The sequence below is a fragment of the Thioalkalivibrio sp. HK1 genome (assembly GCA_000583135.1).
Lineage (GTDB): Bacteria > Pseudomonadota > Gammaproteobacteria > HK1 > HK1 > HK1.
Genome location: JFBG01000033.1, coordinates 1 through 23,923 on the forward strand (window position 1 = coordinate 1; position 23,923 = coordinate 23,923).

The window sequence follows — 23,923 nt, forward strand, 5'->3', positions numbered from 1 at the left end:
GGGGGGGGGGGTAGTCAATTCAGTCGCCACCAGCACCTTGGGTACCGATGCGGATCGCGCGCTCGAATCGTTGACATCGCGGGTTGGAAGACTCATTTTCGTGCACTCCATTGAGCTCTCAGACTTTTTGGCTGTTCGTATCCAAAACAACAGCCATCGGCTTCAGTATGCGGGTGGGATCACCACGCATGATTTCCAATGATACCCTACCCTCGCCGCTTACCCGAAACGCTTATCCGAAATCATCGAGGCCGGCGCGACGGGAGCGGATCGTTCGATGCGGTCGCGGAACGCTGATCCGAGCGATCGTTCAAGATGCCGACCGACACCTTCAACTCGACGATGTCGGATTGCATCGACTCGATCTTCGATTCCATCTCTCCAAACGCCGAGTGCGTGAGGATGGCACAGACGATTACCGATAACAACGTCAGGCCCGTCAGAATCGAGTGGATCCAATCCGAGCCGGTCATCATTGCTCCCCCTCCTCCTCGCCCGAATCGCTTCGATCATTCGTCGGCGGATACTTGCGCCAATACATCGGCTCGTATCGCATCGAATCGAGATTCGATCTCGTCGGCGACTTCTCGCGCCACATCCGGTGGGTTTCCCGCTCGCTCTTCGAGCGGGGTTTTTCGCCACTGTTCGAGATAGGCGTCGGTACCGGCCAATCGCTTCTTCATCGCCACGAGATCGATCAGTTCTTGAAATCTTTTATCGAGTTCGACCTTGTGGCGCACCCTTCGATCCCGGACTTCGACCACGGACGGAATATTCTGCCAATAGATCACACTGATCTTGGCCATGACCGCTCCCTCCTATCGACCATTGGGTCAGGAAACAACAAAGGACGAGTCTATCGCTTGCCGGAGGCGAAATGGAAGCCTCGCTGCGATACGCACCCTTCGGATGATGGATCGATGTCGGGGGCGATTCCCTCATCTCCCATCTCTCCTTCTTCGACCCTCCTGGGTGTGAAATCGATGCTCACATCGAGATTGCGGCCTTGGGCGTTGCGTAGATTGGATGGTCCCTCGTAGCGAACCAACTCTTTGGTCTTGGATTCGTAATACACCTCGATGGCGGGGACCACGAGCCTGAGCCAAAAGGAATCGATCGTCAATTCGAAGCGCACCAGATCGGGTAGGGATGGTATCTTCGCCGATTCCGTATCGCCGGCTTGCGGGCGATGCCGAAGGCGCATATCGATGACTTGGAGATAGCTGGGGATCAGAAAAGGCCGGGTGATCGTCTCCCCCGCCAACAATCGATCCCAGGATTGCAAGAGCATCCGTTCGAAACCGGCATCGGCGATCGGATCGATTCTCCCTTCCAAGACCTCGGATTTCATCGATGTATCCGATCGATCCCCCGGCGCTCGATAACTCACCCGAAGCGCCCCGCTTTGCCGGTCCCGCTCCAACGATTCTCGATGACCGGTGCTTCGATCATCGAGGGCGAAATCGGGGGTGACGGGACTCGCCCGATAATCGACCCGCTTTGCGGCGAATTCCTCGCCTTGGGGAGAGCGATAGCCGACCCGATCCTCCATCAGTTGCCCCGATTCCCATCTTTCTTCGTGGATCTCTTGGTAGAGGAACTCCCCGCTTTGACGATCGCAGGCGAAACCGACCCGAATCTGCATCCGATCGTTCGCCCGATCTTCGGGGGTGTCGAGGGCCAAAACCCTTTGCGAGGCGATGGCCCCCGAAGCGAGGATGAGCATGGCGATGATGAGCGATCGGATGCGGATGCGGCTATTCAAGGCGATTGGCACATCTTCTCCTTTGGATTTTGCGGCCGATATCGAAGGCGTTGCGCCGTTGAGAAGGCGAGCGGAAAAACCATCGGACTCGATCATCATAAGCGCCTTGGCAAATCCCTCGAATCCCTTTTGTCGAAGGGGATGGGAAGAAGGAACTCGTCGAAAAAGAACCCGAACGAGCGTTTTCGATCGTTATTTTCACGCAGGATCGGCGAGGGACTGAGCGGGGTTTCGACCAGCCTGCTGTCGATCTGACCAAAAACCCACCGAGAAACCAAAAACTTGTCGCACGAAGGGTCTATCGATCGCCCCCGAGCCAAAAGCGGTGCGGATCGCCCCGGCTTCGATGAGCCGCCCGCGCGATATAAAGCCCCGTGACGACATGGCCCAAAAGCATGAGCAATACGATCCACACCACCGCTCGCCCTCGATGCGATTCCCGAAAGAGGATCCACACAGAGACGATCGCGAAACTGATATAGAGCTCGAAAACGGAAAAGCGCCCCCAGACCAAAGCGAGTATCTCCTTGGAATCGGCGAAGAGCCCGGCGTGCATGAAGGCGAGGACGAGGGCGAGGGCCATCGAGATCGCGACGATCGCCCCGAAGAGCATGGCGTTGCGCGAGGAAAAACCGGAAGCAATCTCGGCGCGAGGGTCGATCTTCCGCGGCGGAGTCCGTGAATCCATCGATCTTCGCTCCCTTTTATCAAGCCGACTCATCGATTCGATTGGCAAGTCCGATCACCGAAGCGCTCGGGGTCAGTCGCGGCCGAAAAGATAGTGCGATACCCACCACCGCTCTCCTTGGGCATAGCCGAAGAGTTCGGCGCAGGACATCCAGAAAATTCTCCACCGATGCCACCAGATCGCCGCTTGCCGGTCGCCGTAGACGGATTCGAAGATCGGCATGATCCGCTCGCGGCGGCGATCCATATTGGCGAGCCAAGCATCGGCGGTGCGCCGGTAATGCACCCCCGACCACCGCCACTGCGCCATCGGCCGCAAAGGGCTACCGGGGATGCGAAGAGGCAGGCAATCGCTGGGCATGATGCCGCCGGAGAAGAAATGACGGCTCATCCAATCCCCTTCGGTGCGGGGGACGAAGGGATAGGGGGCGTCCCGGTGGCAAAAGATGTGCATGAAGAATCGACCCTCGGGGGCGAGCCATCTCCAAACCCCTTGGAAGGCCCGGTGATAGTTGCGGACATGCTCGAACATCTCGACCGACACCACCCGATCGAATCGCTTTTCGGTATCGAAATCGTTGATATCGCAGGTGATGATCTCGATATTGTCGAGCCCTTTCTCGGCGGCGCGCTCGGCGATATAAAGGCGCTGGGAATTGGAGTTGGAAAGGGCGGTGATCTGTGCCTTCGGATAATGGCTCGCCATCCATAGGGTCAACGAACCCCAGCCGCAGCCGAGTTCCAAGATCCTCATCCCGTCTTCGAGCCCCGCTCTTTTTGCGGTGATGGCAAGGGCCGCCGCTTCCGCCGCCGCCAGATCGGAAATGCCGTCGCCCCACCAAGCGCTGGAATATTTACGATGCGGTCCCAAGACCTCGCCGAAGAAGGCGGCGGGCAATTCGTAATGCTGTCGATTCGCCTCTTCCGGCAACAAGGCGATCTCCGAGGCGTTCATCTCCTCGATGAAGGACTGCCGACGAGCGGCCACCGCCTCGCATCCCCCGGCCTCGATTTCGGCGAGGCGCTCTCGCAGCAGGCGACGAATCCCCGCCCGCAACGCGATATCGACAACCCAGCCGCGCTCCGCCGCGAAAATGGCGAGATCCGTGAACGAAAAGGCGCGCCGCCGGTTCATGGCTTGCGCCTCGCCGAGAGTGCGGGAAAGAAGGCGGGCACTTGCGCCTGATAGCGACGATAGGCATCCCCCCGGCTACGCAAGGCTTGGCGTTCGGTATAGGGGATTCCGGTGATGTGATTGATGAAGATGTACATGAGCGCAATCCCGATCAGCGTGATCCACCACCAAGGCGAGCCCAGCCCCAAAAGCGCAAAGCCCCACCATTGCAGCCATTCGAAGAAATAGTTGGGGTGGCGGCATCTTCCCCAAAGGCCGCTATCGCAAACCCGGCCTTTTTTCGATGGATCCGAGCGAAAGCGCGCCAGCTGGGCATCGGAGATCGATTCCCCGACCATACCGACGATCCAGATGGCGATGCCGAGCCCATCCCAAATATCGAGCGGGCGAGCGGCTTCGCTCGCCGCCCACATCGGCAGGGCGAACATCAATGCCCACAGCGCCTGGATCTGAAAGAAGAGGAAGAATCCAATTTCCGCCCGCTCGCCCAAAACCTCCCGCAGGTAGCGATAACGACCCTCCTCGACCCCCCCGGCGCGGATACGCCGCCACAAGAAGGTGCCAAGCCGCAAGGCCCATATCAGGGCCATGATCATGACGATCCCCCGCCTGAGATCGTCGCCTTGGCTGACCGTCGCTATCAAGACAAGGGCGATCGCCCCGGTACCGAAAGCCCAAGCCACATCCACGATACCGGCATCTTGAGTCCTTAGTTGGACGAGCCACAACAGCGCCATCGCCACCGCCATCACCACCCATGCGATGAGGGCGATATCGAGAAAGGATGCCGGATTCGAAGCGGCCATGAGGGATGTCATCGTCCGTCTCCTGCAAGCGATCGCATCGGATAGGAAGGGCGGCCATCGAGCCGCTCTCGCAGCCGAAGCAGAGCGGGCATCGCCGACCCCCATACGACGGCGACCGCCAAGGGGCCTTGGAAGGAAGGGGCGAGATCGATCGCCCCCAAGCGCTCACCGGCGAGGTAGGCCAAGGGGCCGAAGATCGCCCCGGCGCAAAGGGCCAAGGCGTAGCGTCGGCGCATCCAATCAAGGCTATGCCGCAAGGTGGTGGCGAAGGCCCCCCAAAGCACGATCATCCACGGCGGGCTGATGGATAACGAGGCGATATCGAGGCGGGCATGGGCCGGGAAGGCGATAAGGCTTGCGGTGTTCAAAAGGCTATCGAGCACCCCACCGATAAGGGCGGCGGCCAAGAACAACTTGAGTTCGATGCCGATTTCATCGGCCTTCGAGCGCCCGCTTTCGTATTCGGCGGCGCGCCTTGAAAGAAATAGATGCAGCCCCAGCCATAGCACCGCGGCCAAGGGGCCGAGCCCGACCAAGCCCTGCCCCGCTCCGACCACGCAGGCAAACCATACCGATTGGAATCCCAGGAAATTCACGCCCAGCCTAACCAAGCGCCCCCGGGGATTGGCCGATACAAGCCCGGCGCCGGTCTCTTCGCTCATGCCTCCCCCGCAAGGGTGATGGCTTCGGGATCGATCTTGGGAAGGATCGGCGCATTTTCATTGCCCGGCTTTCGCAACAAGAGTTGCACATCGCCCAGGTAGCGCTCTTGGAATCCCGCCTCGCAATAGCAAAGATAAAAACGCCACAGGCGGACGAAGCGGTGATCGAAACCCATGGCCAGCACTTCGTCGATCCGCTCGTCGAAGGCTCGGCGCCAGCGACGCAATGTGCGCGCATAGTGAAGCCCGATATCTTCGAGGTGCACCGGATTGAAGGCGGTATCGGTGGCGGCGGACAAAATGGCGGAGAGCGAAGGGACGCAACTGCCGGGGAAGATGTAATGACGGATGAAATCGCTGCTGCGCAGGTAGCTCGCATAGCGACGAGAGGGCATGGTGATCGCCTGAATCAACGCCTCGCCTTGCGGGTTCAGCAGGGCGTCGCAGACGCGAAAATATTCCGGCAAGCGCTCGTGGCCCACGGCCTCGATCATCTCGATGGAGACCAACTTGTCGAATTCGCCGGTGAGATCGCGGTAGTCGCTTTGCAGCAGCCGGACTCGATCTTGCAACTTGCGCGCCTCGATCAATCGACGCACGAATTCGTATTGCTTCGCCGAGATCGTGGTGGTGGTGATGTGGCAGCCGTAATGCTCGGCGGCATGGACCGCGAAACTCCCCCAACCCGAGCCGATCTCGATCACCCGATGCTCGGGGGAAAGCGCGAGTTTTCGGCAAATCCGATCCAGTTTGGCGATCGATGCCTCGCGCATGGTCGCTTGGGGGTGCTCGAAGATCCCCGCCGAATAGGTCCGGGTCGGATCGAGAAAAAGCGCGAAGAAATCATCGCCGAGATCGTAATGCGCCCGGATATTGCGCTTGGCTTTGATACGGGTATTGCGGCGCATCATGGCCGCCATCCTGGCTGCGAAACCGGCCAGTCTCGCCATGCCGCCCTCCATCAGATCGGAGATGGCGATGTTGCGGGTGAACAGGCGAATCAAGGCGGTGAGATCGTCGCTATCCCAATCCCCGTCCATCCACGACTCGGCCGCCGCAAGACTACCGCCGGTCAGCACCCGCCGGTAAAAGCGCAGATGACGAACATGGAGCAACGCCCCTGCCTTCTCGGCCGGCAAGGCCCCGAACTCGACCTCCCCTAAAGGATCGACGATGCGCAAGGATTCGGGCGGCGATGCCCCGTCCAATGCGCGCAGACGCCCAAAGATCAAACGGCGCGCTTGGCGCGTCAAAAAATCCATGCCGATGCTCATGATCCTTTCTTCCCCGACGGATCCGGGCGGCGATCCGATGCGCTTTCGATCGCCGGCGACCGGGGCGAGGCGGACACTCGAAGATGCTTCGGATGGGCATGAAAACGAGCCCGCTTGATCGCAAGCCCGAGCGCCTGCCAGTAAATCCCTTTGATGACGCTTGCGCTCATCCACGGATGACGAGCCACGGTGCGGGCCAAGACCCGGCCCTCGAAGGGGCGGGCTTTTAGATCGAGGGTTGCGCAAAAGACCGAACGCCCCTTTCGTTCGCTGCGCATCGATACCCGCAAGCGCTCCTTGGGGGTATTGATACGCCAGTGATAGCGATGATCCATCGGCATGAAGGGCGATACGTGGAAAGCCTTGTCGAAAGAGAAGCGATGGAGATCGCCCGTCGATCCGCGGCAATCGAGAACGTGGGAATGACGCTCAAGCCACGGGGTATTGGTGATCTCGGCGACGATCGAATGCAGCCTCTCGGCGGGATCGGCAATCTTTGGCTCTGCGGGCTCAGCCCGCTCGAAGCAGTAATAAAAAACGACCGGATTGAAACAAAGGCCGAAATAGCGCAGGTGAGCCAATAGACGGATGGATCCTCGGGGGCGATCCGAAAGCCGCTCCTCGACGAGATCTCGCACCGCTCGGGCCAAGGGGCGAGATGCCGAAGCCGGATGGGAGCCGAGATAATCCTCTCGGCGAAAGCGGATCGGAGCGGTTTTGCGCGCCGAGCAAAACCACAGGGGGTCGAGGAGATCGGGCAGTTCGTCGAGATCGAGATAGGGCATGAAGAGGCGATAGCGAAAAGCGTGGGCAGGGGTCGTGATCCGCCGATGGTGCACGGTGCCGATATAAAGACGGCTGTTCATCGATCGATCCCCATATCCATCCCGAAACCCGCTGCCACCTCGAGGGCGCTGTTGACCCCGTCCTCGTGAAAGCCTGCACCCCACCACGCCCCGCAAAAGGACAGCCGGCGGCGGCGAACGAAGCCAGGCTGCGCCCTTTGCGCTTCGCTGCGGCCCGGGCCGAAAAGGGGGTGCGCATAATCGAAACGCCGGATCACCCGATCGGGATCGAGATCGGCATTTGGATTGAGGGTGACGCAATAATCTTGCTTGGCCTTGAATCGCTGCAAACGATTCATCCAATAGCTGATCATGACCTTGCCTTCGCAAGCGGCGGGGATGCGGTAATTCCAGCTGGCCCGAAGCCTCGGCCGGCGAGGAAGAAAACGGGTATCGGTATGCAGCACCGCCTCGTTACGTTGGTAGGGAAATGCGCGAAGGACGAAGGATTCCTCCTCCTCCGGGGCATCGAGCATCGCCAGCGCCTGATCGGCATGCACGGCGATGACCGCCTCGTCGAACTCATCCTTTCGCCGGTCGGCGAAATCCAAACCCACCCCTTGGGCCATCCGGCGCACCCGAACGACTTTGGCACGAAGGTGCAATCGATCCCGGTAGGGGGCTGTAAGAGGCGGGATATAGCGCGACGAGCCGCCGCTGACGCAACGCCACTGCGGGCGAGCGCGCAATCGCAGCATGGCGTGGTTGCGCAGGAATTCAAGGACGAAGCGCGCCGGAAACTCCCCGAACTTCGAAGCCGGGCAGGACCAAAGCGAGGATCCCAAGGGTAAAAAATAGTGCCGGGCGAAGTCCTCGCCGTAGCCCGATTCTTCGAGATATTGATCGACGCTCAAACGATCGTCGATCCCCCCTGCGCTCGGCGGGGCATCCAGCCTTCGAATGGCATCTCGATGAAAGCGCACGATATCGATCAGCAGGCGTCGATAGCCTGCGCTGCGGAAATTCCGCCACCCGGCCAGCAAGGAGGAAAGGGTGCTCGGGTTGTACTCGAAACCGGTCGCCTCGCAGCGCACGCTGAAACTCATGTCCGATGGATGCGAGGCGACATCGAGGGCATCGAAAAGACGGCAAAGATTGGGGTAGTTGGGTTCGTTGAAAACGATGAAGCCGGTATCGATCCCGATCGTTCGATCCCCCTCCGCTACCTGCACCGTCGATGTATGCCCGCCGGCTCGAGCGTCGGCTTCGAAGAGGCTCACCTCGTGGCGTTTGGAAAGGATCCAAGCCGCCGTCATGCCCGAGATCCCGGCTCCTATCACCGCGATGCGCATTCGCATCGTCTCGATCCTCGCCGCTTTTCAAGGCTTTGCTCGCCCGGCGCGGATATATCGCCGGATGTATCGCCGGATACATCGCCGATCGAACTCGATGAGCCGGCGGGAGATGCGGGCTCGGGCGGGCGATGATCCGAAGCGTCGGCGTTTCGAAGCAGTCGATCGGGGACCGGTCTCAAATCCGAGATCAGGCCCACCGCCGCCAAGGCCCGCAGCCCCAACCAAGTGAGATCGATCTCCCACCGACGAAAACCCTGGCGAGCGGATATCGGATACCGATGATGGTTGTTATGCCAGCCCTCGCCCAGGGTGATCAGCGCCAACCACGCATTGTTGCGGCTATCGTCGGGGGTGTCGTAGCGTCGACTCCCGAAGCCGTGAGCCAAGGAGTTGATGGTATAGGTGGCGTGATAGACGAGCACCGTCGATATCGAGAACCATACGAACATCTGCCCCGCACCGGTTTCGAGGGCCGGATAGGCTCGATCGAGCCAAGCGCCCAAAAGCGCGCAAGCGACCCCCAGCAAGATGAAGGGCACGGAATCGATGCGCTCCAAGATTCTCAGTTCGCGAAAGCGCATCCAATCCCGAACGTGCTCGGTCGGCACCGCGAAACTTCGGGGGCTGAGAAACCACAGGCAGTGGCTGAACCAGCGCCCCCGGTGGCGAGGGGAATGCGGATCGTCGGGGGTATCGGAGAAGCGATGGTGGATGCGATGGTGTCCGGCCCACCATAAAGGGCCGCGCTGGCCTGCGGTGCACCCGAGGGCCGCCATCGTCCACGTCATCCACCTGCCGGCACGAAAGGCGCGATGCGAGAAATAACGGTGATAAAAGCCGGTGATGAAAAACATGCGCAGGAAATACAAGATCGCGCACAGGACCAACGCCGCCTTCGAGACCCCGACCACCACCACCAACAAGCAAACGAGATGCAAGGCGACGAAGAAGGAGGCTCGCAAGGGGTCGACCCTGTTCGCGCAAGCCCCATTCGATCCCTCTTCCGCCGGGGCTCGGCTGCCGGCGGCGGGCTCGAAAGCGGCGGGATCGTTGATCAACCAGCGCAGCGCTCGCCGCCACGGCGACGGCTTGGGCGTTGCCGCCGACGGCTCGTTTTCGGCGAGACCGCCTTCATCCTCGGGTATTCGATCGCTCATCATGCCAGGGAGTTTGATGGTCTTGGCGTGAAGATGGTGTGAAGAGATCCGCGATCCGAGAACGCCCTTGCGCTCGCGCTCGGCCTCGATAGTGCTCGGCTCCTCTCGGCGATCGTGCGCATGAGTGAGTATGGTGGGAGCGAGAGAATCGACGGGATCGACGACACCTTCAAATTCAAATCCCCGATGCCCGATCCGACGATGCCGGCAAGGGGTCTTCGATCGGATCCGATATCGAAAGCGTCGACGAGAAATCCACCCGCACGCAAGTCCCTTGACCGATTCGACTTGCAAGCGTCACCTGCCACCCGAAACGATCGCAAAGCCGCTTGACGATCGACAATCCCACCCCGTGCCCCTGCCCGATCCCCTCGGGTTTTTCAAGGGCCGCCACGCTCGAGGCGACCTCCCCGGCGCGCACGAAGGGCTCGAAGACCGAGCCGAGTTTCTCGGGGGCGATACCGATACCGGTATCTTCGATGCTCAACTGCTCGCCCTCGATCCGCACCTCGATCGTTCCCTTCGATGTGTATTGCACGGCGTTGCGCAGCAGATTGCCTACGAGTACGGAAAGCACCCCGGGGTCGGCGGCAACCGTCAAAGGCGACCCCAAATATCGTTCGATGCGGATCGGTCTATCGGCGAGAAGGCTTTGGGCTCGATCGCACTGTCGGTCGACGATCTCGTTCAGATCCACCTGAATCGAGGAGAGCCTTCGATCCGACGCCCGGGCCAGCAACAACAAGGCCCCGGTCGTCTCCTCCATTTCATGCGCCGCCCGAGCGATCCGCGCCAACGCCTCGCCCGCTTGGGGATCTCCGGCGAGTTCGGACGATGCGATGCGCTCTTTCAGAGCCCCGGCGGCAAGGCGCACCACCGTCAGCGGGGTGCGCAGTTCGTGGCTGGCATTGCGGGTGAAATCCCGCTCCCGCTCGATATGCTCGTTGATCCGACCCGAGAGCCTTTCCAAGGCCGCCGCCAGATCCCGGATCTCGGCATCGGCATTGGGTGGCAGGCCTTGGGGATCGAAGGTCGATGGATCGGGTGCCATCGGATCCAGGCGCCTTACCTGCCGCGCCAGCCAGAAGATCGGGGAGATCGCCCGTCGGGCCTGGTGATAGCCGAGCCAAGTGAAGAGATAGAGCAGCGCCAGCGTGCCCGCCAAAGGAACCAATCCGAACCACCATGCGAGATCGCTGGCCCGCTCGCCGTCGAACACCAGGAAAAGCGTGCGCCCTTCTCGCTGCGAGACGTAGACCACCGAAAAACCCGCCGCCGCCGGCAAATCGTGAAAGCCCGGCGCCAAATCCGCGATCGATGTCGGTACCGAAGCGTCGAGCGCCTCGGGCTCGGCGCGAATATCGCTCATATAGCCGGTGAGGTTCAGGGTATCGGGCAAGGGAAAATCGTTCGAACGCGCAAAGCGCTCCCAGAACCAGATCGCCTCTTCCTCGAGGGCGCGCCGGATCAATACCTCTTCGATGGTGAGCGCAGCGGCATAGACCCCGATCATCGCGGCAAGGCTGATGAACGCCGCCTGCAATAAAAAGACGAGTCCGAGACGCCGCCCCAACCCGCCCTTCGTCTTATGCGCCTTTCGACGACTTGTCTTCGCCGGGACTTCCGATGAAGGGGGGTCGGGTTCGACTTCGAAGGGCATCGAGGATTCTCGAAGGGCATCCGATGGCTAGGGGACGAAAAGCGAGGATCGATCGCCTCGGACCTTGGCTTCGACAAGGCGGGTGATGGAAAAGACGAATGGCTTGTGGCGGTCAAAGATTGTGAAGCGAATCGACGATGACGGCTCGATCCCCCTCGGTTATCGATACGACAACGCCCCGCCTCATGGCGCTCCATCGAAGCGAAAGAGCATCGTCGAGGGGCATTCATCCTTCTCGATCGAGGAATCTCGGCAAGGAACAAGGATCGGCCACTTTCATCTTATCCTCGATCCTCGGCGATCCGGGATTTTACTCAGGTCCCGATGATCGATCGAGCGTTTCCGGGCGAAGGACAGTCAAGCCATCGAGACTCTTGTCATCGATATCGGTGTATTTGCGCAAGACTTCCTCGGCGGCCTTGGTCGCTGCCAGATCCGCGGCCTTGGCCGCCACCAAGTTCGCTGCCCTTGTCGCCGCCAGATCCACAGCCCTCGTCACCGCAAAATCCGCCACCTGCGTGAATCCTTTCAACGTCTCCGCCAAGATCTCCTCTTTCACCTCGGCCGCAGTCGCTTCGAAATCGGATCTGATGCGTTCGACATCGAGTATGGATCCTCTCCTCCTCCATTCGCTCTCTTGCCTGATCATGCGACGAATCCAAAGAAAAAGACCCAATACGAAAGCGAGAGAGGCGGCGAGGGCCGATATCGCGACGATCCATTCGGTGCTCATGACTCTTAATCTCTCCAATGTGACAACGAGAATCATTCATCCTCATTCGCTCAAACGATAACCCGTCCCGGGGCGAGTATGGATCAACGGGCGGGCGAAGGGGCGATCCACCGCTTGGCGAAGGATATAAAGATGGCTTCGCAGGGCGTCGCTGTCCGGTGGAAAATCACCCCAGATCTCGCTTTCGATCTCGCGGCGACCGACCACCCTCGGCGATGCCCGCATCAACAGGGAAAGAATCTTGAAGCCGATCGGAGTGATGGGAATCACGACCCCGGCGCGCTCGACCCGAAGGGTGGCGGGGTCGAGAATCAAATCCCCCACTTGGAGGATCTGCGGGGCGATGAGTCCCTTTCGACGGCGCAGCAATGCCCGCAATCGGGCTTCGAGTTCCTCGATCTCGAAAGGCTTGATCAGATAATCATCCGCCCCGGCATCCAATCCGGCGATCTTGTCCTCGAGGGTATCGCGGGCGGTCAGCATCAAAATCGGAACGTCGCTGCGAGCATCCTCGCGCAGGCGCCGACAAAGATCCAGCCCATCGAGGCCCGGTAGCATCAGATCCAAGACGATGGCATCCACCTCTTGGTTGCTACCCAAGTTCAAGCCGGTGATGCCATTTGCGGCATAGTCCACTCGATAACCCCGCCGCTCGAGAAAGGCGCAAACCATCTCGGCGATATCGCGGTTATCCTCGATAACCAAAACGGTTTCGCGGCTACCTGAGGGGGTTGCGAGCATGGGCGATCGGATCTGTGAAAAGGCAAAGCGAAAGGTCAACGGCGAAGGGCTAACAACGAAATGCCCCGACCGTCAACGGGCCAAAAAACCAAGCGATGGGATCATGATATCGTTTGCGAACTTCAACGCTTCGATGGCGCCCGATCCTCCTCACGATCTCCAAGGGAATATCGACGATATCAACGATACCATCTTCGAAATATCTCATCGCTTGGATATCGTCTTTTTCACAGCCGCTCGACATAGCCGCCCGAAGCCATCATGCATTCAAGCACCCTTCGCCGATGGATCGATTCTCGCCGAGAACGCGACATCGAAGACTCCATTCGAACGATCATCGACATTTCGAACCCCGCGCAGCCCACCGACGCCGAGCGCAAGGCAATCTTGCACCGATGCGATCGCTTCAACTTCGCTTTATATCGTTTCGCACCGCCCTATACGGCGGATCGATGCGCCCTCGATCGCTTCGCCCATGCCTTGGGTCTTGTCCGCCGCGATTTCAGCCTCGATGCCGACGCCTTCGGTATCGTGAGCGTTCGCAACACCCCCGCTGCCGGTGCCCCCGCCGGGGAGATGATCCCCTTCACCGACCGGGCATTGAACTGGCATAGCGATGGCTACTATCACCCTTGCGAGCGCCCCATCCGCTCGATCGCGATGCATTGCGAACGGCCGGCGGCAAGCGGCGGCGAAAACGGCTTCATCGATCCCGATCGTCTTTTCATCGCCCTTCACGATCACGATCCGAGCCTCGTCGAAGCCCTGATGCATCCGCAAGCGATGAGCGTTCCTGCGGTCTTCGACGAAAAGGGGCGATGCCTTCGCCCTTGCCGAAGCGGTCCGGTCTTCTCTTTTTCCACCCCGTCAAGCGCCGATTCGAGGCCCCGATTGTCCATGCGCTACACCTCCCGCACCCGGTCGATCCGATGGCGGGATACGCCCTCGATCGCCGAAGCCCGCATCGCCTTGCGCAAGACCATCGACACCCTTGCGCGCGATGCCTTGATGATCCGCTTCGAGGCGGGCGAGGGCATCATCTGCAACAATATCCTTCATTGTCGCAGCGCCTTCATCGACGAGGCGGCATCGCCGCGCACACTCCTTCGCATCCGCAGTTTCGATGCCGTCGGCGGCGCCCCCGATTCTTAGACTCCAAAGCGAGGGAAGAAAAAACCATGCTGCGCATCAGCGATATCCTGATCGAGGAATTCGACCTTCAATCCTTCGAAGACCTCGTGCAGGCGGTGAAAAAACGCTCCGGCAGCGAGCGCTTTTTGCGCATCGATATCAAACCGCCCTTCGCCGACACCCCGGAGAATTGGGAAGATCTGCTCGAAAGCGCCTTCGTCTCCCATCCCACCGGGGCGAAGAACGAGACATCGGGGAATGCCGCCTTCGAATCCACCTCGGTCAGGGAAAAAGGGAAAGAATCTGATTCGAAAGCGCATGTGCACTGATCCGATCATGGCGCATGCGCCGGAAGGGCCGGATGCGCCGGAAGAAATCGTGGAAATCGCCTTTCGCATCGCAGGCGGTCGTCTTCCGACGGATCATGCTTGGGCCCTTCGCAGCGCGGTGGTCGAAAGGCTGCCTTGGATGGAAAACGAGCCCGCCGCCGGCATTCACCCCATCCACGGCGCGGCCTCCGGCAATGGCTGGGAGCGACCCGATGATGCATCGGGGCAATGGCTGCTCCTGTCGCACCGCACCTCGCTAAAGCTGCGGATTCCGGCACGGCGCGCGCCAGAGGCCAAAGCCCTTTGCGGGCATCGTCTCGATCTGGATATGACTCGGCTTGATATCGGCGAGGCCCGCGTTCGCCCCCTCGCCGCTTCCCCGACCCTTTTCGCCCGCCATCTCCTCGATGAGGATTCCGATGCCACCGAAGCGAAGGGCGACGATGACGAAGGTGGCAACGAGAGCGGCGATGAAGAAAGGTTCATCGCGCGATGGCGCTCATCGATCGAGGCTTTGACCCATCGATCGCCGCGGACGATCTGCGGCCTGAGAAATCGGATCAAGACCCCGACCGGTGCGCTTCCCACCCGCAGCCTGCTGATCGCCGATCTCGATATCAAAGCCTCGATCGCGATCCGAAGGCATGGATTCGAAGAGGACACCCTGCTCGGCTGCGGTCTGTTCATCCCTCATAAATCCATCGATCCGATCGCGAATTCCACGGCAAGTCGATGAAAGCCTCGTCTTCGAAATCCGACTCCTTCGAAATCGCGATCGATGACGGTTCGAAGGTGATCGATCAGCCCTCGACGTGCATCGAAGCCGAGCCCTTCGCCTTGCAGGTCATCGACAAGAGCATGGCTCCCGAGTTCGATCTCGGTTGCGTCATCATCATCGACCCCGGCGAAAGGATCAAAGACGGCGCCTTCGTACTGGCCGAGATCGACGGGGAATATATCTTCCGTCAACTGATATGCGACGATGCCGGCGCCGCCTCGAGGCTCGTGGCCCTCGACCCCGATTGGCCCGATATCGATATCAAGGATCGACCCTCCTGCCTGCGGGGCGTGATCGTGCAACGCACCGGCCGGAGAAGACGGGGCCATAAACGCTACGATTGAATGCTTTTCGATATGATTTGGATATGATTGAATGTAATTGAATGCAACTGAATGCAACTGAATGCAACTGAATAAAGAATATCCTCGCTATTTTCGCAATTCTTTGGCCAATCCTTCGGCTCATCCTTCGGTAATGCGAACGAAGGGGTTCAAAGGGAAGCTATATCGGATAGCAAGTTATATCGAATAACAACGCTTCGTCATCTTCCCCCGGTCGCACTGTTGTTGACCAGAGCCCCCCCGCCGCCCGTTCGGGCCAGCACTTGTGCGGTGAATCTGGCATTCGAGCGAACCTCGCATGTCAGACCCAAGTTCTTCCAACGAACCTGAAGTTCCCTTGCCAAGGCTTCCGATTGCAGGTGGAGGGTTCGACCCCGAGCCAAGCCGTCGAAGGTCGTTTCGTACCTCGCTCCATCGTCGGTGTAGCAAAAGAAGCGAATCTCGGAGCAGTGCGCCTCTTCCGAGTTGCATCGAATCCTGATATTGGGCGCATCGAAGGATTCGGGGGAGGGGATCGACTCGATATCCGCCCGGAACTCCCCACCCTCGGGGTGGCTGCGAATGATCGCGCTGTTATTGACGAGGATGTTATCCCCCGAGCGCGTCCAAACTTGGGAGCCGATGTGATCGTCGCTACGCAAAGAACAGCCCAATCGACCGTCGAACCCCAGCGATATCCATCCGGTATGGCGTTGGATATCGGCAGCGGAAAGGGAGATGGATCCGCGCGCGGGGATGGGGTCTGGCAAGCGCCCCTCGAAGACCTTCCCATCGATCTGCGTGGAGCAATCCAAGAGGATATGGCAAGGTGAATCCTGCCGACAGCGAATGCGCAAGGTCATATCGTCCCCCGATTCCGGCGGGGGAATGGCCAAAGCCTGGGCCTTGATCGGCGCTTTGGGGACGCTATCGTTATCCGAGATGAAAACCGCAAGCGAATGAAGCGCCAGATTCTCGATGGAAAAGGCGATGGTATCGGAGTCGTTCGTCGTATCGGAATCCTCGAGCGCGAAGATCGCGACATCGGCCATTTGCTGCCAATTCGATGGAGTGAAGGTGATGGCGTCGAACGCAAGCCCTACATCCGAGTTCGTCCCCGACAGATCGACCGTCACATCCGAGGTCGGGGCGGTATCGAGACCGACGGAGAAGATCGCCCTTTCCCCCTCGGCGAGGGTGAGAATCGACGGGGTGACGACGACGCCTCCCAAATAAATCGAAGAGGTCGGGGGAGCGATCGGCGGCTGGGAATCGCCATCCAAGATGGTGAGCGATTTCGATACGCTCGGAGTGACGAGCCCTCCCGAGACCTCGATGGTGATCGTGTCTTCATCGTTCTCCTCGTCATCATCCTCCCTTGCGTCCACCGTGACCCATTGCTCTTGCGAGTAGTTCGAAGGGTCGAAGGTCAACGAGCTCGGAGACACAATCACATCCGGGTTCGTCTTCGAAAGCGAGACCGTCGCTTGTGCGTCAGGGGCGACGCCGAGACTGATCCGGAAGCGAGACGTGGTGCCCTCTCTGATGATCAGCGTTCCCGCAGGAGAGACCTGAATCGTTCCCAGTATTTCGTCATCGGTGATGGTAACGGCTTTGGTGATGCTCGGAGCGCTGATCCCTCCCGATACTTCAATGGAGATCGTGTCTTTATCGTTCTCCACGTCATCATCCTCGCCTGCGACCACCGTGATCCATCGATCTTGCGAGTAGTTCGAAGGGTCGAAGGTCAACGAGCTCGGAGACACGAGCACATCCGGATTCGTCTTCGAAAGCGAGACCGTCGCCTGTGCGTCGGGGGCGTCGCTGAGACTGATCCGGAAGCGAGACGTGGTGCCCTCTCTCATGGTCAGCGCTCCCGAAGGAGTGACCTGAATCGTTCCTATTATTTCGTCATCGATGACGGTAAGGGCTCTGGTTACGTTCGGAGCGATGGTTCCTCCCGATGCCGTCAAGGTGATCGTGTCGCTCTCGTCGTTGTCATCGGGATCCTGATCTGCCGAGACGGTGACCGTTTTCGCGATGTGATAGTTCGAGGGGGTGAAGGTCAGAGAAGCCGGGGTGAGGGTCACTTGCGAATTGCCCGTCGACAAAGAGACCGTCACGTTCTTGCTCGGGGCGGCGCCCAAGGTGACCGAGAGGGTGACCGAGGCTCCTTCGTCGATCGTCAACGTCCCGGTCGGGGTGACTTCTATCGTTCCCGCCGGCAGGTCGTTGTCGACGATGGCAACCGACCGGGTCACGGAGGGAGCGACGATGCCCCCCGTTGCGCTCAAGGTGATCGAGCCGGTATCGTCCGCCTGATCCCCATCTTCCGCTGCGGAAACCGAGACCGATTGCCCGGTGGAGTAGTTCGAGGGGGTGAAGGTCAAGGTCGTCGGGCTGAGGGTCAGATCCGCATTGGTCTTCGAAAGCGTCACCCTTACATCGTCGCTCGGGGCGGTATCGAGACTGACCGAGATGGAACTCGAACTCCCTTCTTCCACCTCCAAGGTCCCCGCCGGAGTGATTTGGATCGTTCCCGATAGGATGTAGTTATCTTCGATGGTAAGCGCTCGGGTCACGGAGGGAGCGATAACGCCTCCCGTTGCGCTCAAGGAAAGGGTAATGGTATCGGTATCGTCGTCGGGATCGGTGTCTTGACTTGCGGAAACGGTGACCGATTGGGCGGTGGAATAATTCGAGGCGTTGAAGGTCAAAGAGGTCGGCGAGAGGGTCACGTCCGGGTTGGTTTTCGATAAAGTGAGCGTCGAAGTCCCCCTCGGGGCGGCACTGAGACTGACTTGGAGAGTCCCCGAATTCCCTTCGTCGATGGTCAAGGCCGCCGGGGTGACATCGATCGTCCCCGATACTTGGTCGTCGTCGGTGATGGTGACATACACCGTCACCGGCTCTTGCTCGTAATCCCCGTTTCTTGCGTACCCGACAACCTGCACCGATTCATCGTTCGCATCAGCGTCCTGGGCTGCGGTGAGGGTTATCGTTCGGTTTTGATTCCAAGCATTCGTCTGACCGTATCGATGGAAGTCCGCTTGAATCTGGCTCCCCGCCATATTGGGATCCATATCGATGTCGAGATCGTTATAGATAGTCAGGCCCTTATAGGCTCGCAATCGCAAAATGATATTTTCCGAGGGTCTTGTCGCCGGGCGTAACCCGAAGGAGACCTGCCCCCCCTCGGCCACGGTCAATCGGGTGGCGGTCAAAGTGAACTCCGGCTCGTCGTCATCCTCGATGGTGATCGACTTCGTGACGTTCGGTGCTTCGATCCCCCCCGATGCGCTCAGGGTGATGGTGTCGGTATCGTTCCCCGCATCGTCGTCCGCGCGGGTGGCGACGGTGACCGTTTGCGCCGTCGAGTAGTTCGAGGTGGTGAAGGTCAAGGAAGCCGGGGTGAGGGTCACATCCGCATTCCTCTTCGACAAGGAGACCGTCACATCCCCGCCCGGGGCGGCGCTGAGGCTGACCGAGAAGGTACCCGATTCTCCTTCGTCGATGGTCAACGCCCCGGCGGGGGCCAGCGTTATCGTTCCCGTCGGTTTGTCGTCGTCATCGATGGCAACCGCCTTGGTCACGGCGGGAGCGGTGATGCCTCCCGATGCGGTAAAGGTGATCGTATCGGTATCGGGCGCCAGATCCGTATCATCGGCGGCGGAAACGGAGACCGATTGCGCGGTGGAGTAATTCGAGGGAGTGAAACTCAAGGAGGTCGGGGAGAGGGTCACATCCGGATTGGTCTTCGAAAGGGTCACCGTTACATTCTTTCTCGGGGAGATGCTGAGTGCGACCGAGAGAGAGCCCGAACTCCCTTCGTCTATCTCCAAAGTTCCCGCCGGGGTGACTTGGATCGTTCCCGAACGAGGGGGGAGCGCAGCGGGAACGACTATGGCATAACCCGAGGTCCTGCAACCCGTCGGGAGCGACCCGCAGCTGCTAAATCCGGAAGCCTCTTGGTGCGCCGCATTGGTATATTGAACGCACATATTCGGAAAACGTTCTAGCGGGATCCCCTGATGCGTAACACCGACGTTCAAGGTAAAATTGCTCTGTAGACAGTTCGTAGATGATACATACAGTCGATACCTCACAATGATACTGTGATCGCAAGCGTCATTATTCGATAGTACCAAGTGGTTCCTATATGGACTCGCACTCACTTCTTCAGTCACCGTCACGCAGTCATGCGCCGCTTCCATTTGCGCGAATGACTGGCCTGCGAGCATGAATGACGCCGCGCCTATCAGGACCGTCGCTATGCGAATGAATCGGTGCATCTTATTTATCGCCTTTGGAATATAGAGGTGTCGGTGAGGGGGCGAATTCGATCGAGCGGATTTGCCGTCCTTTCGACCTCTTTGCGACCCGATAGGAGCCGGTAAAAGTCGATCCGAGAAGGGTTCGGAGTGCTTTGCGAGCGAGAAGACCGGCAAAGACGATGTGCCGATCGTTTGCCCTGTCTCGATCGTCTGCGCAACCCTCGTATTGCGAAATGAAAAGCCCTGAAAAGAGAGCGGGCATCGGAAAAAAGCGCCGACCGATGTCGATCCGATGTCCGGCCGCCGGATTCGATGGGCAAGCGGACTCTCGTATCATCGGCTTTGCTTGCGCAACCATCGGGGAATTTTCGCACCCCCGGTGCGCTTTGTGAATCGGGCTCGATCGGCCTTGGTTTCGGCCGACAAAGACCGCAGCCCATCCACTTGCACCCCCCAATCATACCCTCAAGTCGTCGAAAGGCTCGTGATTATTGCAGCGGGCGGGGGTCGGGCGAGGGGCATCGATGGCATCGATCCGGCGATCGGACTTGCCGGACAATGACCTTGGGTATGATCGTCGATCCTTGCCAAATCTTCCTTTCGCCACGAGGCCGGGGTCCGTAGCGCCTCCCTCCAAACACGGATGATCGCCTTGTTCGATACCGAGCGATGAGAGCCTTTCATTCCAACCGCCTTGAAGTCCTCGCCGAACGCTTGGTTCGCCTCCTGCGCGAATCCCCGGTGAGCGATCCCTTCGAAGTCGAGCGCATCGTCGTCCCCGATCGAACCATCGAGCGCTGGCTGCGCCTTGAAATCGCCCGCGGTACGGGGATCGCCGCCAATCTCGAATTCGAATTGCCGGCGGAGTTCGCATGGTCGATGATGCGCCGCGCGATTCCGGATCTGCCTTTGGATCATCTCTACGCCCCGAATCGCCTGCGCTGGCGTCTTTACGATCTCCTCCTCGATTTCGACGATCCATCGGATGATATCCCGAATGCCTGGCGAGATGGCAGTGACCCCAAGCGCACCTTCGACCTCGCCGACAGTCTGGCGAAGGTCTACGACCGCTGCCTGCTCTATCGCCCCGACCGGGTCCGGGAATGGGAGGATACAAAACCCGCCCCCGATCGAGAATATTGCTGGCAAATCCGTCTTTGGCAAAGGCTGATCCAAGACGATCCGAAAGCGCTTCACTGGGTCAATGTCATCTCGGCCTTTCGACAAGCGCTTCGCAGCCGATCCGTACCCGCCGTACCCGGGGCTTGTTGGCCGAAGCGCGCCTTCTTCTTCGGCGTGTCCTCGTTCACCCCTTCCTACCTCGAATTTCTCGAAACGCTGAAAGAGGCGGATCGAAAGAGAGCGTTCGATCTGAACCTGTTCATCTTGAGCCCCTCCTCGCAATACTGGAGCGCGATTCGCACCCCTCGAGAGGTCAATCGCAGGCATGGCATCGATATCGAATCACCGGAGGAGCATTTCGATATCGGCAACGAGTTGGTCGCGGCTTGGGCGCGCGCCGGCCGTTCGAGCTTCGACCGCTTGGTGGGGGAGAACGAAGAAGAGATCGACTGCTACGAGGCCGGGGAAAAGAGCTCCCGGCTGGCCGAGGTGCAACGCGATATCCTCGAACTCGTCCCCGCCGCCGAAGGCGCGTGTGCCCTGAAAAGGGACTTCGACGAAGACGACGATTCCCTACAGATCCACGTCTGCCACTCGGCGATTCGAGAGGCCGAAGTCCTGCACGATCGTCTGCTCGATATCATGCAGCGCGATCACTCGATCTCCTTGGCCGATATCCTGATATTGACCCCCGATACCGCCACCCACGGCCCGGCCATCAAAGCCGTTTTCGAATCCGAGGGAACAATTTCGGTACGGATCGCGCGTGCCCGGCAGGGCGATTCCTCCACGATACGCGCCTTCGTCGATCTGCTTTCCCTGCCCACCTCCCGCTACGAGGCGCAGCGAGCGTTGGCGCCTTTGGATTCGGCGGCGGTACGCGCCCGTTTCGGGATCGAGGAGGCGAGCCTGCCCGCCATCCGGCAATGGATTCGCGATGCGGGCATCCGCTGGGGGATCGACGCCGATCACCGGGCCGCCGAGGGCCTGCCGCAAGGGCCGCAAAACAGCTGGCGAGCCGGTTTGAGGCGACTGCTGATCGGCTACGCCGTCACCGACGATGACGATTCCGTCTGCGATCTCGTGCCTTGCCCTATCCGAGGGGTCGGTGGCTTGGATCCGGGCACCGGCGACTACGAACAACTCGGGGGTTTCGTTTCCTACTGCGAAGCCATCTTCGCTCTTCGCACTTTGAGCGATCGAGGAAGAAAACGCTCGGCGAAGCAATGGGGCGAGGAACTGCACGGGATCGTCGATCGTTTTTTCCGCACCCCGGCGCATGGGTCGCAAAGCGGATTCGATATCCTGGACGATATCGAAGGGATCCGAGGATTGATCGAAAAATTCTTGAAAGAGGCAGCGCCCCACCCATCGCCCGAAGATGCGATGCCCATCGATTTCGCCGTGGTTCGAGACGTGTTCGAAAAGATGGCCGACGGATCATCGATGGAATCGGTGCGCCTTGCCGAGGCGGCGACGGTCATGGGTCTTGCCCAGGGCCGGATATTCCCCGCCAAGGTGGTTTGTGTCGTCGGCATGAACGACGGGGTTTTTCCGCGCAACCCCTCGATTCCGACTTTCGATCTGGTGGCGGCCAATCCCGAAGAGGGGGATCAAGACCTGCGTTTGGAGGATCGTTTCGCCTTCTTGGAAGCCCTGCTGGCCGCCCGGGATTGTTTCATCGTCAGCTATACCGGCCGCAACCTCAGAAACGACGAGGCGATCCCCCCTTCGATACTCGTCGGGGAATGGATCGACTATCTGAAAAAGAGATTCCCCGACGCCGGCGATCTCGAAGGGCGAATGCTCTACCGCCATCCCTTGCAACCCTTCAACCCCCGTTATTTCAAACCTCGGGATCCTGAGCATTGTGATAAAGAGCATCGAACCCCTCTTTTCAGTTATTCGAAAGAGATGTGCGAGGCGGCAAAAGCCTTGGAAGGCGATCCGAGAAAAGATGCATCCTTCGATCGACGGCTGCAATGCGCTCTCTCCGACGATCCCGGCATCGAACCGGTAGCACAGGCTTTCGATATAAAAAAGAGCGATGCTGATTCGGGATCGGTGATGCTCGATGATCTCATCGACTTTTTCACCAACCCGACCAGGTATTTTCTCGATAAAAGCCTTCGCATCCGGCTTCGCCGCCCCGAGGTCGGTCTTGAAAACGAAGAGATGTTTTCTTTGGATCCCCTTTCGAGATACGGCGTTCGCCGCGCCCTCTTTCGCCACCGAAAAAAGGAGCGGGGCATCGAGCATAGCCTGACGATATTGCAAGGCAAGGGAGAGATTCCGCACGGCGTTTTCGGGCAGGTCGATCTGGAACGTCAAAGAACGATGATCGCCTCTTTGGAAAAAGAACTCGAACCCCATCGAGCTCTTTTGGATGCCGCTCCGAAGACGATCGATATCAAAGTGAACGGCTTTCGTCTATTCGGAACGATCGGGGACGATCGATCCAACTATCTCACCGGAAATGCAGACTCCCAAAGGATGGTTTTTTGGCGCATCGGATCCTTGCGGGCGAAAGACCGGTTCGAGGCCTATCTTCGCCAGCTGGCATGGAGCATTTTCGAAGGCCGAGCCTGCCCTGCCGCTATCGTTCACTACGATCACAAGAGCGGAAAATGGAAGACCGAAACCATCGCCGCCCCGAACGAGCCAAAAAAGACTTTGCTCTCATGGCTAGATGCCTGGCAACAAGGGCAAACTCGCCCCTTGGCGTTTTTTCCCGAAACATCGACGACCTTCGCGATGACCTCGGTGCGAGCGAAAAAAGACCCTTGGAAAGCGGCAACCGCAACATGGAAAGACAGCGCATTTTCCGAAATGGGCGGTGAGGAATCCGACCCCTATTTTTCCTTGGTCTTCGCAAATATCGAGCGCTTTGCCGCAGATGATGTCCCGGAGGATTTCGCCCCCAACACCCAAGCCCTTCTCTTTCCCTTGATCGATGCGAGCGAAACGGGGTGAATCCAAAGGAAATGGCCCGAGACGGATACCTCATCCGAGCAAGGTCGACAAGGGGGCTGCAGCGGTCCCTCATCTCAACGATACCCATCGGCCGGCACTTGCACGGCGAGCATCGATGCCGGCCAAACCTCATAAAAAATCACCCTCGCAAGCGCCGAGCCTGCGAGGGTGATATCACACCGGAAGCAAAACGGCGATTATTGGGCGAGGCGAGTCGTTTTGATCGACAGCGT

General features: G+C 59.4%; 19 protein-coding genes. 5 read left to right on the forward strand and 14 right to left on the reverse strand.

The window, feature by feature from the left end:
• Positions 1–509: 509 nt before the first annotated feature.
• The 13 genes from BF99_RS0109750 to BF99_RS0109820 all read right to left on the reverse strand — a co-directional run bounded on the left by BF99_RS0109750 (position 510) and on the right by BF99_RS0109820 (position 12,760).
• Positions 510–806 carry a virulence factor gene (locus tag BF99_RS0109750; RefSeq protein ID WP_025770712.1) on the reverse strand — a complete coding sequence of 99 codons (297 nt, stop codon included), beginning with the start codon at positions 804–806 and terminating at the stop codon, positions 510–512.
• Positions 807–856: 50 nt separating this feature from the next.
• Positions 857–1,777, reverse strand: coding sequence for a hypothetical protein (locus BF99_RS0109755; protein WP_156013252.1), 921 nt, complete (start codon positions 1,775–1,777; stop codon positions 857–859).
• Between the two features lie 286 nt (positions 1,778–2,063).
• Positions 2,064–2,453 carry a DUF1475 family protein gene (locus BF99_RS0109765; protein ID WP_025770715.1) on the reverse strand — a complete coding sequence of 130 codons (390 nt, stop codon included), beginning with the start codon at positions 2,451–2,453 and terminating at the stop codon, positions 2,064–2,066.
• 72 nt (positions 2,454–2,525) lie between these two features.
• On the reverse strand, positions 2,526–3,587 hold the full coding sequence (locus BF99_RS0109770; RefSeq protein ID WP_025770716.1) for an SAM-dependent methyltransferase: 1,062 nt from the start codon (positions 3,585–3,587) through the stop codon (positions 2,526–2,528).
• Positions 3,584–4,405, reverse strand: a complete 822-nt coding sequence (locus tag BF99_RS0109775) for a DUF1295 domain-containing protein (protein WP_025770717.1) — start codon at positions 4,403–4,405, stop codon at positions 3,584–3,586. The genes BF99_RS0109770 and BF99_RS0109775 overlap by 4 nt, the downstream gene beginning before the upstream one ends.
• A complete protein-coding gene (locus tag BF99_RS20650; protein WP_025770718.1) occupies positions 4,402–5,055 on the reverse strand; it encodes a DUF2878 domain-containing protein in 654 nt (217 codons plus the stop codon). The genes BF99_RS0109775 and BF99_RS20650 overlap by 4 nt, the downstream gene beginning before the upstream one ends.
• Positions 5,052–6,329 carry an SAM-dependent methyltransferase gene (locus BF99_RS0109785; protein WP_025770719.1) on the reverse strand — a complete coding sequence of 426 codons (1,278 nt, stop codon included), beginning with the start codon at positions 6,327–6,329 and terminating at the stop codon, positions 5,052–5,054. The genes BF99_RS20650 and BF99_RS0109785 overlap by 4 nt, the downstream gene beginning before the upstream one ends.
• Complete coding sequence (locus tag BF99_RS0109790) at positions 6,326–7,195, reverse strand: DUF1365 domain-containing protein (protein ID WP_025770720.1); 870 nt, start codon at positions 7,193–7,195, stop codon at positions 6,326–6,328. Before BF99_RS0109790 ends, BF99_RS0109785 begins: the two co-directional genes overlap by 4 nt.
• Positions 7,192–8,472, reverse strand: coding sequence for an NAD(P)/FAD-dependent oxidoreductase (locus BF99_RS0109795; protein WP_081759202.1), 1,281 nt, complete (start codon positions 8,470–8,472; stop codon positions 7,192–7,194). The genes BF99_RS0109790 and BF99_RS0109795 overlap by 4 nt, the downstream gene beginning before the upstream one ends.
• Positions 8,451–9,626 carry an acyl-CoA desaturase gene (locus BF99_RS20655; protein WP_081759204.1) on the reverse strand — a complete coding sequence of 392 codons (1,176 nt, stop codon included), beginning with the start codon at positions 9,624–9,626 and terminating at the stop codon, positions 8,451–8,453. The genes BF99_RS0109795 and BF99_RS20655 overlap by 22 nt, the downstream gene beginning before the upstream one ends.
• Before the next feature lie 175 nt (positions 9,627–9,801).
• Positions 9,802–11,286: a sensor histidine kinase gene (locus tag BF99_RS0109805; protein WP_025770723.1), complete on the reverse strand. Its 1,485-nt coding sequence runs from the start codon at positions 11,284–11,286 to the stop codon at positions 9,802–9,804.
• Between the two features lie 310 nt (positions 11,287–11,596).
• Complete coding sequence (locus BF99_RS0109815; RefSeq protein WP_025770725.1) at positions 11,597–12,019, reverse strand: hypothetical protein; 423 nt, start codon at positions 12,017–12,019, stop codon at positions 11,597–11,599.
• A 42-nt stretch (positions 12,020–12,061) separates the two neighbouring features.
• Positions 12,062–12,760 carry a response regulator transcription factor gene (locus BF99_RS0109820; RefSeq protein WP_038097968.1) on the reverse strand — a complete coding sequence of 233 codons (699 nt, stop codon included), beginning with the start codon at positions 12,758–12,760 and terminating at the stop codon, positions 12,062–12,064.
• Between the two features lie 261 nt (positions 12,761–13,021).
• Here BF99_RS0109820 and BF99_RS0109830 point away from each other — a divergent pair, with 261 nt between their 5' ends.
• From BF99_RS0109830 to BF99_RS0109845, 4 genes are read left to right on the forward strand one after another with little or no spacing between them, the layout of a single operon-like run.
• Entirely contained in the window at positions 13,022–13,912 is an 891-nt protein-coding gene (locus BF99_RS0109830) for a TauD/TfdA family dioxygenase (RefSeq protein WP_025770728.1), read from the forward strand.
• Between the two features lie 26 nt (positions 13,913–13,938).
• Entirely contained in the window at positions 13,939–14,220 is a 282-nt protein-coding gene (locus tag BF99_RS23940) for a hypothetical protein (protein WP_025770729.1), read from the forward strand.
• On the forward strand, positions 14,210–14,956 hold the full coding sequence (locus BF99_RS0109840) for a type I-MYXAN CRISPR-associated protein Cas6/Cmx6 (RefSeq protein ID WP_025770730.1): 747 nt from the start codon (positions 14,210–14,212) through the stop codon (positions 14,954–14,956). The genes BF99_RS23940 and BF99_RS0109840 overlap by 11 nt, the downstream gene beginning before the upstream one ends.
• A complete protein-coding gene (locus tag BF99_RS0109845; protein ID WP_025770731.1) occupies positions 14,953–15,342 on the forward strand; it encodes a LexA family protein in 390 nt (129 codons plus the stop codon). The genes BF99_RS0109840 and BF99_RS0109845 overlap by 4 nt, the downstream gene beginning before the upstream one ends.
• A 200-nt stretch (positions 15,343–15,542) precedes the next feature.
• On the opposite strand, the gene BF99_RS0109855 is transcribed toward BF99_RS0109845, so the two are convergent.
• Positions 15,543–19,373, reverse strand: a complete 3,831-nt coding sequence (locus BF99_RS0109855) for a beta strand repeat-containing protein (protein WP_156013253.1) — start codon at positions 19,371–19,373, stop codon at positions 15,543–15,545.
• A gap of 891 nt (positions 19,374–20,264) precedes the next feature.
• Here BF99_RS0109855 and recC point away from each other — a divergent pair.
• A complete protein-coding gene (gene recC, locus BF99_RS0109875; protein WP_025770734.1) occupies positions 20,265–23,690 on the forward strand; it encodes an exodeoxyribonuclease V subunit gamma in 3,426 nt (1,141 codons plus the stop codon).
• Positions 23,691–23,923 lie beyond the last annotated feature (233 nt).

Coding starts and splice junctions, on each gene's coding strand:
- BF99_RS0109750 (WP_025770712.1), bottom strand. CDS start 806: ATGGCCAAGATCAGTGTGATCTATTGGCAGAATATTCCGTCCGTGGTC.
- BF99_RS0109765 (WP_025770715.1), bottom strand. CDS start 2,453: ATGGATTCACGGACTCCGCCGCGGAAGATCGACCCTCGCGCCGAGATT.
- BF99_RS0109770 (WP_025770716.1), bottom strand. CDS start 3,587: ATGAACCGGCGGCGCGCCTTTTCGTTCACGGATCTCGCCATTTTCGCG.
- BF99_RS0109775 (WP_025770717.1), bottom strand. CDS start 4,405: ATGACATCCCTCATGGCCGCTTCGAATCCGGCATCCTTTCTCGATATC.
- BF99_RS20650 (WP_025770718.1), bottom strand. CDS start 5,055: ATGAGCGAAGAGACCGGCGCCGGGCTTGTATCGGCCAATCCCCGGGGG.
- BF99_RS0109785 (WP_025770719.1), bottom strand. CDS start 6,329: ATGAGCATCGGCATGGATTTTTTGACGCGCCAAGCGCGCCGTTTGATC.
- BF99_RS0109790 (WP_025770720.1), bottom strand. CDS start 7,195: ATGAACAGCCGTCTTTATATCGGCACCGTGCACCATCGGCGGATCACG.
- BF99_RS0109795 (WP_081759202.1), bottom strand. CDS start 8,472: ATGCGAATGCGCATCGCGGTGATAGGAGCCGGGATCTCGGGCATGACG.
- BF99_RS20655 (WP_081759204.1), bottom strand. CDS start 9,626: ATGAGCGATCGAATACCCGAGGATGAAGGCGGTCTCGCCGAAAACGAG.
- BF99_RS0109805 (WP_025770723.1), bottom strand. CDS start 11,286: ATGCCCTTCGAAGTCGAACCCGACCCCCCTTCATCGGAAGTCCCGGCG.
- BF99_RS0109815 (WP_025770725.1), bottom strand. CDS start 12,019: ATGAGCACCGAATGGATCGTCGCGATATCGGCCCTCGCCGCCTCTCTC.
- BF99_RS0109820 (WP_038097968.1), bottom strand. CDS start 12,760: ATGCTCGCAACCCCCTCAGGTAGCCGCGAAACCGTTTTGGTTATCGAG.
- BF99_RS0109830 (WP_025770728.1), top strand. CDS start 13,022: ATGCATTCAAGCACCCTTCGCCGATGGATCGATTCTCGCCGAGAACGC.
- BF99_RS23940 (WP_025770729.1), top strand. CDS start 13,939: ATGCTGCGCATCAGCGATATCCTGATCGAGGAATTCGACCTTCAATCC.
- BF99_RS0109840 (WP_025770730.1), top strand. CDS start 14,210: ATGTGCACTGATCCGATCATGGCGCATGCGCCGGAAGGGCCGGATGCG.
- BF99_RS0109845 (WP_025770731.1), top strand. CDS start 14,953: ATGAAAGCCTCGTCTTCGAAATCCGACTCCTTCGAAATCGCGATCGAT.
- recC (WP_025770734.1), top strand. CDS start 20,265: ATGAGAGCCTTTCATTCCAACCGCCTTGAAGTCCTCGCCGAACGCTTG.